Raw genomic sequence first — 14,534 nt, 5'->3', positions numbered from 1 at the left:
CAAGAATTTACCTTCTTTCTAGGATTAGGAAGGGCATTCACAAAGTTTGAGTTTGGTACCCGGCTTTAGACTATTGCTATTAAGGCCGTTCCATTGCTTTAACTTGTCAACACTTACTCCAGGATATTTTCTGGATATCGTCCAAAGGGAATCCCCACTACGCACCGTATGTATCTTTGCGCCCGGTGGAAAATTTTGGCTTTGTGCTTTTGAAGTAGTTTTAGTTTGGTTGGAAGCCACAGCGGCCCCAGGTGTTCTTCTTGGAAAAATGGTCAATCGTTGTCCCACTCTTAAATTATTGCTTCGAAGACCGTTCCATCGCTTAATTTGGCTTACGCCAACCCCATATCTTTCAGCAATCTTTCCAAGGTAATCACCGCTTCTCACCCGGTAGCGGATTCTGTTGTTGGACGCTGCCTTCACCAATTGCGGTAAAGGGCTTTCCTTGCTTTTCAATTCTTTTTCTACGTGGGCATAAATGGCTTCCTCATTAGCTACAAACTTGCCCATCACGGATTTAGGTAGGCGAAGAATATGCGGCTTGCCCTCAATATAAGGTATCACATTAAGCTTATAGGAGGGGTTTAAAATTTTTAGTTCCTCTGTACTTATTCCAACAAGTTCGGAAATCTGGTCAAATGTTATAAGGCTTTTTACATGTATGGTATCGGTTTCAAAATAAGGTCGTTCTATTTTCCTGCGGATAAGGTCGTGTTCCTCCGCGTATTCGAAAATGTACATAGTGGCCAGGAATGCAGGTACATAGCCTGCGGTTTCCCTAGGAAGGTTGCGCCTTAAATTCCAATAATTTTTATAGCCTCCGGATCTTCGTATGGCCTTGTTTACATTTCCGGGGCCTGAGTTGTAGGCCGCTAGGGCCAAGTCCCAATCACCAAAGATATCATAGAGTTTAGAGAGATATTTGCATGCAGCTTCGGTAGATTTAATGGGATCACTTCGTTCATCTACATAACTGGTTACATTGAGCTTGTACATTTTTCCGGTTCCATACATGAATTGCCAAAGACCTGTTGCCCCTACACGTGATCGTGCTTTGGGGTTTAAGGCAGATTCCACAATAGACAGATATTTCATTTCCAAAGGAATATCATAGTTGTCCAATTGCTGTTCAAAAAGAGGGAAGTAGAACTGGCTTGTGGTAAGCATACGTTGCATCAAATCCCTTTTGCGGGTCAAAAAAGATTTTATGACATTTTCCAAAGATGGATTATAAACTACGTTGAAAGGCGTTTTTTGATTCAATTTAGCTAGCCTTGCCTTTAGGCTATCCGTTGGCAGGTTATAGGTATATAGTTCCTCTTCCTCTGGTGCCACCTCCAAACGCTGTGTAGATACCTCATCGTACATTTCATCAAAAAGCGCTGCATTTTCATAGAGTTCCTTCATCCAAAGACTGTCGTACCTAGCCGCCGCCGCATGGTCTATTAGATTATATTTGACCTTGCCTTCTTGTTTAATTATGACAAGAGGATTATCCACTAATTCCACTTTGGTATCCATCCGTTCCATCTGCCCAACACCCTTTAAATCCAAAGTGGTAGTATCTGTAACCGTTATAGGTTTCTGAATGCTATCTGTTTCTTGGGAGGCTAGCCAATTAATACATAGGAAGAGGGTTAAAAAGGCGAGGCGACTATTTCCTTTTGTTGTCATGGATTAAGCTAAATATTAAGGTGGGGCTAGCTAAAATCGCTTTTTTTTCTCAAAGAATAAAATTTTGCAATGTTAAAGCCGGTCCTTCGGACTTTGATGCCCGTTAATCGATAACGCCTTTATGCTCCGATTATTGCAGCTATTCCCGGTAAGGTTTTCCCTTCCAGGCTTTCGAGCATAGCGCCTCCTCCTGTAGACACGTAACTTACTTTGTCCTCAAAACCAAATTGCTTTACCGCGGCCACGGAATCCCCGCCACCGACCAAGGAAAATGCACCATTTTGAGTGGCCGCATCTATATAATTCCCAACAGCTATGGTTCCCTTTGCAAAGTTCTCCATTTCAAAGACCCCGACAGGGCCGTTCCACAAAATAGTCCTGCACTTTTGAATGACTCCCCCAAAACTCTCAAGAGTCTTGGGCCCTGCATCCAAACCTTGCCATCCGTCAGGTATTTTATCTACGTCCACTACTTGTGTATCGGCTTCATTGGCAAAATCATTTGCCGCCAAAACATCCGAGGGAAGATGCACTTCCACTCCCTTTTTATTGGCTTGCTCCAAAATTTCCATTGCGAGTTCCATTTTGTCGTCCTCACAAATGGAATTGCCAACTTTCCCCCCTTGGGCCTTTACAAAGGTATAGGTCATTCCGCCGCCAATAATCAAGTGGTCTACCTTGTCCAAGATGTTTTCTATAATGGTAATTTTGCTGGACACCTTTGCGCCGCCCAGGATGGCCAAAACGGGTTTTTCACCGGTCTGCATTACCTTTTCTATGGCATCAATTTCCTTAGCTAATAAATACCCAAAACATTTTTTGTCTTGAAAAAACTGAGCAACTATTGTGGTAGAGGCATGTGCGCGATGTGCTGTCCCAAAAGCATCGTTCACATAAATGTCCCCAAGCTTTGAAAGTTTTTCCGCAAAACCTTGATCCCCTTTTTCCTCTTCGGCATAAAACCGAAGGTTTTCCAATAGAAGTACTTCCCCTGGTTGTAATTCCGAAGCTGCTGATTCTACATCTTCCCCTACACTATCATCCACAAACTTTACCTGCACTCCAATTATTTCGGAAACCTTGGAGCAGATATGGTTTAGCGAAAGGTCAGGATTGCGCTGCCCTTTAGGTCTTCCTAAATGGCTCATTAGGATTGCGCTGCCCCCATCTTCAAGTACTTTTATAATTGTAGGTTTGGCCGCTTCGATCCGGTTGGTGTCCGTAACATTAAAATCAGCATCCAAGGGAACGTTAAAATCTACCCTGATCAGAGCTTTTTTGTTGTCGAAGTTAAAATCATCAATAGTCTTCATGTGCAAAGGGTTTAGAGAGTGGCAAATGTAAAGATTTCTATGCTTCGGATAAAGGGCTCCCAGTTTTATTTAGGTTAACTATGAACCACCAAACTTCAATTCCTTGATTTGTATCCGAATGGCTATATTTGAACTATGCTGTTCAAGGATATCTTAGGCCTTTCCCATATTAAAAGCCATTTGGCCAAAAGTGCAGATGCAGGCCGTATTCCACATGCTCAACTATTTGTTGGCCCAGAGGGATGCGGAACTTTACCTATGGCCTTGGCCTATGCACAATATATTATCTGCTCCAATAAAAATGGCGACAACAAAGAAGGCCAAGACAGTTGTAATTTAAAGTTTGAGGCATTATCACATCCCGATATGCATTTTGCCTTTCCCGTAGCAAATACGGATAAAGTAAAAACGCACGCTGTTAGTAATCACTATTTGGAAGAATGGCGTAAATTTCTATTGGAGCAACCATATGGAAACCTTTTTGATTGGTATCGTCTCATAGGCATAGAGAAAAAACAAGGGCAAATCGGAGTGGACGAAGCTCAGGATATCGTTAAAAAACTATCCTTAAAATCCTATGAGGGCGGTTATAAGGTAATGCTCGTCTGGATGGCGGAAAAAATGAATACGGCGGCCGCCAATAAATTGCTTAAACTCATAGAGGAGCCCCCACTAAAAACCGTATTTTTATTGATTACGGAGGACGAGGAACAGATTATCCAAACCATACGTTCGCGGTGCCAAATTCTTCATTTTCCTCCACTTGCGGAGCAAATCATAGCAGATGGTTTAGTAGAAAGAGGACTGGTACGGGAAGAAGCCTTACAACTGGCCCATGAATCCAACGGTAATTTCAATAAAGCTTTGGACCTTAAAAACCGTGATTCTGAAGATTTAATCTTTGAGAAATGGTTTGTACAATGGGTTCGAAGCGCTTTTAAGGCAAAGGGCAACAAATCAGCCATCCATGAACTTATTCTCTGGAGTGATGAAGTCGCCAAGACAGGTAGGGAAACGCAAAAGAAGTTTCTATTGTATTGTCTTTCTGTAATGCGACAGGCCTTGATGATCAATTATAATGCGGAAACATTGGCCTTTATGAAAATTCATGTGGACGGATTTCAATTGGATAAGTTTGCCCCTTTTGTCCATGAGAACAATATCCAAGAAATCGTTGAAGAGTTGGAAGACGCGCATTTTCACATAGAGCGCAATGGTAATTCCAAAATTATTCTTACGGATCTTTCCATTAAACTTACGCGCTTGTTGCATAAAAAAGCGGCCTAAAATCTTATATTATGCAGGGTATCCTTAACTACGCCACGGAAATTCTTTTATTGCTCTTCCTGATTATCACGTTTTTGCAAAGTGGAATCGATAAGGTATTTGATTGGAATGGCAACCTTACTTGGCTTAAGGAGCATTTTGCCGGTACGCCTTTGCAAAACTTGGTTCCTGCGCTGTTAGGGGTTGTTCTATTATCTGAAATAGCGGCCGGAATACTATGTGCAATCGGGCTTTTTCAAATTGTGGTCTTGAGAGATGGCACAGTCGCATTTTACGGGGCCATTATGTCCTGTATTTCCCTATTAATGCTACTTTTTGGACAACGGACTGCCAAGGATTATGATGGTGCCAAAACTATTGCCATTTATTTTGTTCCGGCAATCTTTTTGGTCTTTCTGTTACAGAACTCATAGACCTCGATTAAAAACTGCGACCATGGCAGTCGTGGACTATTTCTTGTACTTATCGTTTAGGATTTTGATAATCTCATCTGTAAGGTCGTTGGCATCAACGCCATATAGCACGCTGCCGCCGTCACCACCACCAAGGATATACGTATAGCCCTGCGTTTTGCCATAAGCCTTAATTTCTTTCTTTACCTTGCTTACAACACTATCCATTTCGGTCTGTCCCTCGGCCTGTAGTTGTTGGTCTTCCTGCTGTAATTGCTGACCTATAAACTGGCCGCGTTGCTGCATTAAAGCATATTCTTCCTGGGCCTTTTTTTGTGACATGTTTTGCGCCTTGGTTTGAAAAGCTTGGGCCTCCAGTTGAAAAGCCTGAGAAATACTGTCTCTTTTCTTGGTCAATGCCTCCACCTTGGTCTTGAACTTCGATTCAATATCTATTTTCTCTTGATATTCGTCCATCAATTTCACATTATCCACGAATCCAATTTTTTCTTGTTTGCATGAAACAACAACCAATGCGATACACACAAATACTATTTTCTTCATATTGCTATATTTCTCTTTTATCAAATTTACTTCCCCAAATCAACATCTGAGGTGATTTTTAGGTTGGGCAAAAATAGGAAAGCTTTTTGATAAAAAGGAGAATATTTAATCGATTACCCGTGGCCACTATTTACGGTTGTAATTGTCTGAAACTAAATAATAGAAAAAATCTATTTGATATTGGTTTTGCAATTGATTAAAACTATTGATTTTCGCTTGAAATGGATGGGCCTTAGCATTAAAAATAAAAGCGCATGGCACTATTATGCCTATTATCGCAAAAGACCGTAAAATCTCCTTAAAATGCGTTTTAGCTCTTTTGAATAACATAGATAAGCGAAGAATACTCCCCGGAACCTTGAGCTTTAATATTGGACCATAGCCCTATCCAAAAGGCTTTAAGAAAGTTGACTCTACCCGTTTTATATTTTTCAGAAAGCATGGCCACATAAAACGCATCAAAAATCATTGGTTTTATTTTTACGATTTTCATCTTGTGCTTGGAAAACAACTTCTCCATTGTTGTTCTGGAAAAATGCCAAAGATGCCTAGGGACATCATAGGCCGCCCAAAATTCCCTATAGTACTTCGCATCATAAGACCGGAAGTTTGGAACAGCGATTACAAGAATGCCCTCTTTTCCCAACTTGGAAATTAGCTGCGAAATTTGCTCTTCTAAATTGGGGAGATGCTCCAATACATGCCAAAGTGTAATAACTTGGTATTTATTATCTTGAAGTGTTTCCATTTTTGGATAGAGGAGTATTCCTTTTGCTTCTGCAAGTTCCCTAGCTTTACAATTAGGTTCGACTCCGGCAACTGACCAATTCTTCTTTTTTGCCATCACCATAAAGTCTCCCGTTCCAGCACCAAAGTCCAAAAGGTTCTTTTCCCCTTTCGCATATCGGCCTATCAATTTCATCTTCTTATAAAGGCTGTATTTTTTAATTATCTGATAGAGCTTGTCAAAAAAGTTCTTGTTTGCGTCCGTATGCGAAATATAGGATTCACTTTGATAGTACTCTTCCAGCTTTTCAGGTTGGGGATGGGTAATGAGCATATCCATGTCGGCATCATGACTTAAATGAAACTCTTCCTGTGAAACAGAGTAATCCTTAGTTTTTAAAAACAACTTCATTATAGTTATACGTGGATAGATATTCTTGTTTTATGGTCCGAAGATACTTTAAAACAGCTTCCCTTGAAAGGGAATCTTCTTGAAGACAATCCTGCTCAAAATCCGCATACACCTCAATTGCAATGTACCAATTGCCTATTCTGGAAGCATAGGCATCCTCTAAAACCGGGTCTATATCCGCACTGTCCAAAAGCCCATCGATTACCACAGGAATCAAATTGATCGTTTTAGTTGGTATTTCTACTTCGTAAAAAGAAAAGAAATATTGTTGCCCAGCAATTTTAAAAGGGACATCATCATATACATTCGTGTCGTCCAATCCAAATTTGATGTTTATATAATCATAAAATTGATTTGCATTTTTTGGGTCCTCAAAAATGAACATTTCACGTTTGGGAAGCCCTCTTTTGAATTTTTTTCCCTTGGTTGTTTTGTAATCATCAATGCTTGGCGCAATGCGAAGTGGAATACATGAATATAAAAGAAACAGAATTCCAATAAACGTAATTATCCGGAACATATGGAGTTGGTTTAGTTCGATATGAAGATTATCAAACACCACGCCAATTTAGTCGTCAACCATTTGAGTTTGCAAAAAAGTGCAGTTCGGTTATAGGTTTCTATGTAAGTCGCTCTAAAATGTTCCACGTGGAACATTTTGGTGTGTTAGCGCCCTAAGAAAACCAATAATACACTGATGTCTGAAGGAGATACACCACTTATGCGCGAGGCCTGAGATATAGTAACAGGACGAACAAATTCTAGCTTCTCTCGGGCTTCAAAAGAAAGCGATTTTAATTCAGAATAGTCAAAGTTGTCTGGGATTTTGACATTTTCCAAACGATTTAGCTTGTCGGCATTGTTCTTTTCCTTTTTAATGTATCCCGAATACTTTACCTGAATTTCTGCTTGTTCCAAAACCTCGCTGTCCAAATTGTTCTCCATAACAAAATCTGAGACAGCATCTAATTTTAGCATATGATCCATGGTAACCCGGGGCCTAGAAAAAACTTTGAACATTTTATCGGACTGTTTAACCAAGGCGGAATCCAAACTGTCCAGTATGGGATTTATTTCCTCAGGCCTAACACTAGTATCCTGAAAAAATGAAACAAACGCATTTGATTTTTCCAGCTTCTCTTCCATACGCCGCAAACGATTTTCCTTGGCAAGACCAATTTTGTAGCCCTTAGGTGTTAACCGTAAATCTGCGTTGTCTTGACGCAGCAATGTTCTATACTCCGCTCGTGAGGTAAACATACGATACGGTTCTTCGGTTCCCTTCGTAATCAAATCATCAATCAAAACGCCGATATATGCTTCGTCTCTCTTTAGCACAAATGGCTCCTTGCCATTGATTTTTAAATGAGCGTTTATTCCGGCCATAAGACCTTGAGAAGCTGCTTCCTCATAACCCGTAGTTCCATTAATCTGTCCGGCAAAATAAAGGTTTTCGCAAAGTTTGGTTTCCAAAGAGTGGCGCAATTGCGTAGGGGGGAAATAATCATATTCTATAGCGTAACCCGGTCTAAAAAACTTAACCTCACCAAAACCCGGAACAGACCTTAACGCCTTAAATTGTATATCCTCCGGCAAAGAGGTTGAAAACCCATTAACATAAACCTCCACGGTATGCCACCCCTCCGGTTCCACAAAAATTTGATGTCTGTCTTTATCAGCAAAGCGATTGATCTTATCCTCAATAGAAGGACAGTACCTTGGTCCAATACTTTTGATTCTTCCATTAAACATGGGAGACCGATCAAAACCCTCGCGCAACAAATCGTGCACTTCTGGACTAGTATAGGTCATATGACAGTCCCGTTGTTCACTCAATACTGGGGTATCCAGGTATGAAAACTTTTCTGGATTGGAATCACCTGGCTGTACTATCATCTTGGAATAATCCAAAGATCTACCGTCAACCCTAGGAGGAGTTCCTGTCTTCATTCGTCCACTACCAAAGCCAAAGTCCGTTAATTGTTCCGTTATTCCAGTTGCGGCTCTTTCCCCTGCACGTCCACCACCGAATTGCTTATCCCCTATATGAATCAAGCCATTAAGGAACGTTCCGTTCGTTAGGACAACCGCCCTTCCCTTAATGTCGATTCCCAGAGAGGTACGCACCCCAACCACCTTCTTTTCTTCAACCAAAAGACCCTTTACCATTTCCTGATAAAAATCCAGATTAGGCGTGGCCTCCAACGCCAATCGCCAATCTTCCGCAAACCGCATTCGGTCGCTTTGAGCTCTAGGACTCCACATTGCCGGACCCTTAGACTTATTCAACATTTTAAACTGAATGGCCGACTTATCCGTAATAATTCCACTATAGCCCCCAAGCGCATCTATCTCACGGACAATTTGGCCTTTGGCAATGCCGCCCATAGCAGGATTACAAGACATTTGTCCAATGGTTTGTAGGCTCATGGTAACTAATAAGGTCTTTGAACCCATATTGGCAGCAGCAGCAGCGGCCTCTGCTCCAGCGTGGCCCCCGCCCACAACGATAACATCATACCTCTCTTGAAACATAGTTTATTGGTGTTCCACGTGGAACAATTTCATCTTTTCCTCTTCTTTTGCTTTCATTTGTTTAGAATCTTCATCCGATTTGTCATTATAGCCCAATAAGTGCAACACACCATGAGCCATTACGCGCCTCAGTTCATCTAAAAAAGTAACGTGGTATTTATAAGAATTTTCCTTCAATCTGTCAATAGAAATAAACACCTCACCTAATACAACATCATCATTGGAATAATCGAAAGTTATAACATCTGTAAAAGTATCATGATTCAAAAACTTTCTGTTCAGCTCCAGCAAATACGTGTCATCACAAAAAACAAAAGAAAGTTCCCCTATCTCTCTTCGCTCAGATTTTCCTATTTGTACCACCCACTCCGCATATCGACCCTTCTCCTGAAGATCCAACTCTGTCTCGAAGTAAAACTCAATCATTGCCATTAAAATACTCCCTTACCCTATTCTGAAAATTGCGCCGCAAAGGTAAGGTTTGGCGATTTAAAATTTCAACTTCATTTTGATAATTGTCCAATACTCCCGGTTTAGTCAGTATTGGATTCCGAAAATTCTCCGTATTCACATTACTTTCCCTTTCTTCCTTCTTACCCTGACGCATGGCAGCGTTTTCCAATTTGAGTAATTCGTATTCCAAAGTATTCGCCCTATCCACGGTCTTTTCCGTAACCCCATTTTTTAAAAGTTCATTTTCAAATTCCTCCATCTGCTTCAACAGTTTCTGCCCCAACTTTCTATCGCTACTATCAATCATATCCTCCAATTGCTTCTCCAATTGCTTCCTTAAAAGTTGTTGCTCCTTATATATTTCATAAATTTCCCTCAGCTCTTCTTCGCCCAATCCCCCATCTCCTTGCCTACTATTACCATTAGCTCCCTCTCCATTACCACTATTGCCATCACCCTGATTTGAATTTGACTTCGAATCCTTCCCTTCACCCCCAGATTCAGCATCCCCTTCTCCTTCCTTTTGTTTCCCTTCCCCTTGTTGTTTTCCCTCGCCACTTTGTCCTTGGCCTTCTCCTTGTTGCGGCTGACCTTTACCCGACTTTCCCATTCCCTTCATTTTTTCATTCAACTCTCCTTGCCCCTTGATAATATCCGGTAACTGAAAGTCATTCCCTTGTCCGGAACCCGAACCTGACATCATACTTTCCTGCATACTATCCAATAGTTTTGCCAAAAAATCCGCAAGACCATTCGAAGCATTCAAAACATATTTTTGATAGGAAACCCCCTGATAAATCTGATTCTCCGCAATACTCTCCAAGGACTTGTCCATATTATAGTATATCTCCGTAATTTGTTCATTAACAAACTCGGATAGCTCGGCTCGCCGTAACGAAAGTGCAAAAAGACTATCATCCACATGTTCAAACAAATTCCGCAGTTCCTGTTGTTTTCTAACTGTGCCCCCAAACTGCGCGATTTCCGTCTCGGAGTCTTCCAAATTATCATGCAAACTTTCCTGCTTAAATGAAAAAGTTACCAAATTATCTAAAATCTGGCGTAGCATCTCGGCATCCTCAGTAATAGTAGACCCGCCAGTTCCTGAAGCCGATTGCCCTAACGACTCACTCATTTCCTTCATCTTGCGCGCTGCCGACTTTTGTTTCTGTTTGGCATTATCGGCATTTTCCCGATTTGAGTCTTGTTGACCACGCTCATTTTTTTCTTCCTCTTTGCCTATTTCTTCCAGGGCCCCTTCCTGGTCCTTCCTTATCGAGTTTTCATCATTTTTGTCGAAGTTCAGTTTTAAAGGTTTCTTTAAGTCCCTATTGTCCTTCCCCAGCTCCTTCATTTCTTCAGCAATCTTATTAAACTTCTCATTCAAATTCTGCTGGTCCTTAGCCGAATAATCCTTTCCAATCTCCAGCTTACTAAGTGTGTCCTGCTCCTTGGCCAGTCTCTCCAGTTCCCTTGCCAATTGCCTCACCTTTTCAGCTACATAATATCGTTTCGTAAGTTCCAATAACTGCTCCAGATTCCGCTCACTGTTCTGTTGCTTTTTACCCAATTCCTCCAAACGTTTGGTTAATTCTTCTTTTTTCAATTTGTCGGCAACTTTCGAAAGCTCTTCCAGCAACTTTTCGTTTCTCTTAGCCTCCATCTCTTGCCTTTCCAAACGTTCTTTTAACAGCTTTTTTAATTGATCATCCTTGTCGTCCCTATTTAAATTTTCCTTCAGCTGTCTGCTAAATTTTTCCATTAGAGCTTCCTGCTGCTCTTGTTTCTTGAGAAAATCCCGTACTTGGTTCTGATCGTTAAAGTTAAGCTGTTGTTTTTCCTTTTGTTCCCTGTTAATCTCCTTTAAGGTTTCCTTTTGCTTTTTAAAGTCCTCTAGTGAGCTGTCCAAATTGTTTATTATGGCCTGTCTGGATTCCAACTCCCTATTCCTTAACTGGTCCTCGTCCAAAACCTTAGTAGAAAAAATCTGGCTTTTTGTGGATTTACCCTTGTGAATAGCATCATTGTCGGTAGCTTCAAAATAAAAGCTATAGGTCTTACCCGGTTCTAAATCCAACCCAGATGGAAAGGTGTAATAAAACTGTTCAAAATTGGAATTTGGTTTAACAAGTTCTAACGCCTTTCGACCGTCCACCTCGCCAGACGGATAATACACCAAAGAAATGTCCTTTATTTTATAGTCATCCGAAGCCTCGCCAAAATAGTACGAAACATTAGGGTTAAGCGAATCTAATACTTGCTCAACTTTAATCCCCGGATAGGCATCCTTTACAACTTCAAAACGATATTGCAGTGTTTCAAAATTACGAACATTGGCATTTGAAGTTGAAAGCTCATAGGACATATTCCGATATACTCTTTGGGTTAAATCAAAGCTGTTCGCCGACTTTGAAAAAGTAACTGTGGTATCCGAGAGATGCAATTGCATCTCTTCCGTATTTTCCGAGACAATACTCCATGTTACTTTGGTTCCCTCCGGAAAAGTAGCATTGCCGGTACTTTTCACCGTTTCGGAGGCCTTGCCCGTATAACTTGGATAGTTCAATACCATTTTAAAATCCTGTATTGAAGGGACTTCCAGAACATTAAGCGTGTACGTTATGGACCTTACATCATTGGCCACAAGGTAAAAATCCATTTGCCTCAAAGGAGGACTGAATTCAAAACGGAACATGCCATCAATATCCTGTAATAGCATTTCTCTTCCGTCCACTACCATATGCACATTTTCCGGCCTAACGTCTCCCTCCGTACCCACTAGTAAGGTAAAAGCTTCATTTTCCAAAACGTTCAAATCGTTAGAAAACATCTTGAAAATAAAGGGCGCAGGAGGTTCATAGGCCACATCATAGTTGACCACCCTTTCATAGGATCCAAAAAAACTGGAAAGATTACCGGAGAGCCAAATCAACCCAAAAACAGCGGCTGGCAAAAACAAATACTTGGCGTATTTAAAGCTTTCCCTAAAATTCAATGCCGCTACAAAAGGTATCGGTCTCAGCCGTTGAGATCGTTGCTCTATACTTGCCAATAAAAGTTCTGATTGGTTCCGGTCCTCGGCTAAATCCAATAAATTATGCAATTTATCATCTACGTCCGGAAAATGCTTTCCAATCAATAAAGAAGCCTCCTTATTACTGATACCGTTCTTTAGGCGCAGTAAGTACAGCAACGGTATCAACATAAACCTGTAAAATAGAAAGAGCTCTATTCCTATAAAAACAAAAAATAAGATAAGTCGGCCAGTAGAACCAAGCCATAAGAAATATTCCACGGCCAAAATCACCAAAAAAAATAATAAGCCCAGTGCCAAGAAAACCAAACTGCCTTGTACCAACATTTTGGTGTAGAACCTTTTTATGAACTGGTTCAGCTTTTGCAGTATGTTGTTATATGTGTTCAAAAGAATGTATATATACTACCAAGATACTTGTTATCCGAAATTTTGTCATCAAAAATTTGTTAAAAGGTAGGGCATCACCGATTCAAGATGCCAAGCCCACCAAAATATCAATTGTTCCAAGCGCCGTTCGCAATCACTTTAGGTCTACCACTATGCTCAAAATATTAAACCTAAACTTTTGTATCCGCATCAGGCACACCTTTGGCGACTAACCCGCTTTTTATACCTTTGGCGCATGGAAAATAAAGTACGGGTGCGCTTTGCCCCTAGCCCCACGGGGGCTCTTCATATCGGCGGTGTACGTACTGCCTTATTCAACTATTTGTTCGCAAAAAAAAATAAGGGCGATTTTATCCTTCGGATAGAGGACACGGATCAAAATCGGTATGTAGAAGGAGCAGAAGACTATATTGTAGAGGCATTAAATTGGTGCGGTATCCCTTTTGACGAAGGTCCGGGCAAGCATGGCAACTTTGGTCCTTATCGACAAAGCGAACGAAAATCCATTTATAAAAAGTATGCCGAAGAACTTATCACAAAAGGAAAAGCATATTATGCCTTTGATACATCAGAGGAGTTGGATTTTCATCGGAAAGACCATGAAGCCCGGGGAAAGACATTCATCTACAATTGGCACAATCGTCTTAAACTCAATAATTCGCTATCCCAAACTCCGGAAGAAGTTCAAAAACATTTAGTTTCAGGAAAGGATTATGTGATTCGGTTTTTATCACCTCCTAATGAAAAACTTATATTGAAAGATACCATTCGTGGGGAAATTCAGATAGACACCAATATTTTGGACGATAAGGTTTTGTTTAAAAGTGATGGGATGCCTACCTATCACCTGGCGAACATCGTTGATGATCATTTGATGGAGATTTCCCATGTTATCCGTGGAGAGGAGTGGTTGCCTTCCTTGGCTTTACATGTACAACTGTATGATGCCTTTGGGTGGAACCCTCCACAGTTTGCACATCTACCTCTAATCATGAAACCCACAGGTAAAGGAAAGCTCAGCAAAAGGGACGGTGATAAGATGGGCTTTCCCGTTTTTCCACTGTCCTGGAACGAATCTGTTGGCTACAGGGAAGCGGGGTATTTTCCAGGAGCGGTAATTAATTTTTTGGCCCTATTGGGCTGGAATCCTGGCACGGAGCAAGAGCTTTTTTCTCTAGAGCAATTGATAGATAGCTTTAGCTTGGAGCGCGTAAATAAATCCGGGGCTCGCTTTGATCCGGAAAAAACCAAATGGTACAATCAACAATACCTCCAAAAAATGGAGGATACGGAATTGGCCGGTTTATTCCGTGGATTGCTTGTAAGCACAAGGGGTTCGGACTTTGGGAAATCAGAATTGTACATTCAGAAAGTGATTTCATTAATCAAGGTGCGGGCGACCTTTGTTTCCGATTTTTGGGAACTTGGAAGTTACTTTTTTGAAACCCCTTCCCAATACAATGAAAAAGCGGTAAGGAAGCAGTGGAAGGAAAACACCCCTGAAATAATGAGCCAATTGGTTTCCTTACTTAAGGAAATTGATGATTTCGTTTCTGGAAACATAGAAGCTACCGTAAAAACTTGGATTGCTAATGAGGGGGTTTCCTTTGGTCAAGTGATGGCGCCCTTACGTCTTGCCCTTGTGGGAGACTTAAAAGGCCCACATTTGTTCGATATTATGGAATTGATCGGAAACGAGGAAAGTACGAGGAGAATCCATATTGCAATTTCAAATTTGTAGTTTTTCTGCCTTA

11 protein-coding genes are annotated in these 14,534 nt (G+C 41.0%); 3 read left to right on the top strand and 8 right to left on the bottom strand.

Annotation, left to right across the window (positions count from 1 at the left end; all coding sequences use genetic code 11):
- Positions 1 to 24: 24 nt before the first annotated feature.
- Positions 25 to 1,674 (bottom strand): LysM peptidoglycan-binding domain-containing protein, encoded by a 1,650-nt coding sequence (locus ACP2AF_RS05020; RefSeq protein WP_425235145.1) that lies wholly within the window; start codon positions 1,672 to 1,674, stop codon positions 25 to 27.
- 119 nt (positions 1,675 to 1,793) lie between these two features.
- Positions 1,794 to 2,987, bottom strand: coding sequence for a phosphoglycerate kinase (locus tag ACP2AF_RS05015; RefSeq protein ID WP_425235144.1), 1,194 nt, complete (start codon positions 2,985 to 2,987; stop codon positions 1,794 to 1,796).
- Between the two features lie 135 nt (positions 2,988 to 3,122).
- Between ACP2AF_RS05015 and ACP2AF_RS05010 the strand changes: the two genes are divergently transcribed.
- Both ACP2AF_RS05010 and ACP2AF_RS05005 read left to right on the top strand, forming a co-directional pair.
- Positions 3,123 to 4,274 carry an ATP-binding protein gene (locus ACP2AF_RS05010; RefSeq protein WP_425235143.1) on the top strand — a complete coding sequence of 384 codons (1,152 nt, stop codon included), beginning with the start codon at positions 3,123 to 3,125 and terminating at the stop codon, positions 4,272 to 4,274.
- Between the two features lie 11 nt (positions 4,275 to 4,285).
- Positions 4,286 to 4,687 carry a DoxX family protein gene (locus tag ACP2AF_RS05005; RefSeq protein WP_425235142.1) on the top strand — a complete coding sequence of 134 codons (402 nt, stop codon included), beginning with the start codon at positions 4,286 to 4,288 and terminating at the stop codon, positions 4,685 to 4,687.
- Between the two features lie 36 nt (positions 4,688 to 4,723).
- On the opposite strand, the gene ACP2AF_RS05000 is transcribed toward ACP2AF_RS05005, so the two are convergent.
- The 6 genes from ACP2AF_RS05000 to ACP2AF_RS04975 all read right to left on the bottom strand — a co-directional run bounded on the left by ACP2AF_RS05000 (position 4,724) and on the right by ACP2AF_RS04975 (position 12,561).
- The gene (locus tag ACP2AF_RS05000; protein WP_425235141.1) at positions 4,724 to 5,230 is read right to left on the bottom strand and encodes an OmpH family outer membrane protein; all 507 of its coding nucleotides are present in this window, start codon (positions 5,228 to 5,230) and stop codon (positions 4,724 to 4,726) included.
- A gap of 310 nt (positions 5,231 to 5,540) precedes the next feature.
- Positions 5,541 to 6,368 carry a class I SAM-dependent methyltransferase gene (locus ACP2AF_RS04995; protein ID WP_425235140.1) on the bottom strand — a complete coding sequence of 276 codons (828 nt, stop codon included), beginning with the start codon at positions 6,366 to 6,368 and terminating at the stop codon, positions 5,541 to 5,543.
- On the bottom strand, positions 6,346 to 6,888 hold the full coding sequence (locus tag ACP2AF_RS04990; RefSeq protein ID WP_425235139.1) for a hypothetical protein: 543 nt from the start codon (positions 6,886 to 6,888) through the stop codon (positions 6,346 to 6,348). Before ACP2AF_RS04990 ends, ACP2AF_RS04995 begins: the two co-directional genes overlap by 23 nt.
- A gap of 146 nt (positions 6,889 to 7,034) precedes the next feature.
- Positions 7,035 to 8,903 (bottom strand): tRNA uridine-5-carboxymethylaminomethyl(34) synthesis enzyme MnmG, encoded by a 1,869-nt coding sequence (gene mnmG / locus ACP2AF_RS04985; RefSeq protein ID WP_425235138.1) that lies wholly within the window; start codon positions 8,901 to 8,903, stop codon positions 7,035 to 7,037.
- A gap of 3 nt (positions 8,904 to 8,906) precedes the next feature.
- Positions 8,907 to 9,329 carry an rRNA maturation RNase YbeY gene (ybeY, locus tag ACP2AF_RS04980; protein WP_425235137.1) on the bottom strand — a complete coding sequence of 141 codons (423 nt, stop codon included), beginning with the start codon at positions 9,327 to 9,329 and terminating at the stop codon, positions 8,907 to 8,909.
- Positions 9,322 to 12,561 carry a hypothetical protein gene (locus ACP2AF_RS04975; RefSeq protein ID WP_425235136.1) on the bottom strand — a complete coding sequence of 1,080 codons (3,240 nt, stop codon included), beginning with the start codon at positions 12,559 to 12,561 and terminating at the stop codon, positions 9,322 to 9,324. The genes ybeY and ACP2AF_RS04975 overlap by 8 nt, the downstream gene beginning before the upstream one ends.
- Positions 12,562 to 13,015: 454 nt before the next feature.
- Here ACP2AF_RS04975 and gltX point away from each other — a divergent pair, with 454 nt between their 5' ends.
- Positions 13,016 to 14,521 (top strand): glutamate--tRNA ligase, encoded by a 1,506-nt coding sequence (gene gltX / locus ACP2AF_RS04970; RefSeq protein WP_425235135.1) that lies wholly within the window; start codon positions 13,016 to 13,018, stop codon positions 14,519 to 14,521.
- Positions 14,522 to 14,534 lie beyond the last annotated feature (13 nt).

It is taken from the genome of Ulvibacterium sp., assembly GCF_965248315.1.
In the GTDB taxonomy this organism is placed as follows: domain Bacteria; phylum Bacteroidota; class Bacteroidia; order Flavobacteriales; family Flavobacteriaceae; genus Ulvibacterium.
The sequence above is the reverse complement of the archived record's forward strand: the minus strand, read 5'-3'. Positions and strand labels throughout refer to the sequence as shown.

Coding starts and splice junctions, on each gene's coding strand:
- ACP2AF_RS05020 (WP_425235145.1), bottom strand. CDS start 1,674: ATGACAACAAAAGGAAATAGTCGCCTCGCCTTTTTAACCCTCTTCCTA.
- ACP2AF_RS05015 (WP_425235144.1), bottom strand. CDS start 2,987: ATGAAGACTATTGATGATTTTAACTTCGACAACAAAAAAGCTCTGATC.
- ACP2AF_RS05010 (WP_425235143.1), top strand. CDS start 3,123: ATGCTGTTCAAGGATATCTTAGGCCTTTCCCATATTAAAAGCCATTTG.
- ACP2AF_RS05005 (WP_425235142.1), top strand. CDS start 4,286: ATGCAGGGTATCCTTAACTACGCCACGGAAATTCTTTTATTGCTCTTC.
- ACP2AF_RS05000 (WP_425235141.1), bottom strand. CDS start 5,230: ATGAAGAAAATAGTATTTGTGTGTATCGCATTGGTTGTTGTTTCATGC.
- ACP2AF_RS04995 (WP_425235140.1), bottom strand. CDS start 6,368: ATGAAGTTGTTTTTAAAAACTAAGGATTACTCTGTTTCACAGGAAGAG.
- ACP2AF_RS04990 (WP_425235139.1), bottom strand. CDS start 6,888: ATGTTCCGGATAATTACGTTTATTGGAATTCTGTTTCTTTTATATTCA.
- mnmG (WP_425235138.1), bottom strand. CDS start 8,903: ATGTTTCAAGAGAGGTATGATGTTATCGTTGTGGGCGGGGGCCACGCT.
- ybeY (WP_425235137.1), bottom strand. CDS start 9,329: ATGATTGAGTTTTACTTCGAGACAGAGTTGGATCTTCAGGAGAAGGGT.
- ACP2AF_RS04975 (WP_425235136.1), bottom strand. CDS start 12,561: ATGTTGATACCGTTGCTGTACTTACTGCGCCTAAAGAACGGTATCAGT.
- gltX (WP_425235135.1), top strand. CDS start 13,016: ATGGAAAATAAAGTACGGGTGCGCTTTGCCCCTAGCCCCACGGGGGCT.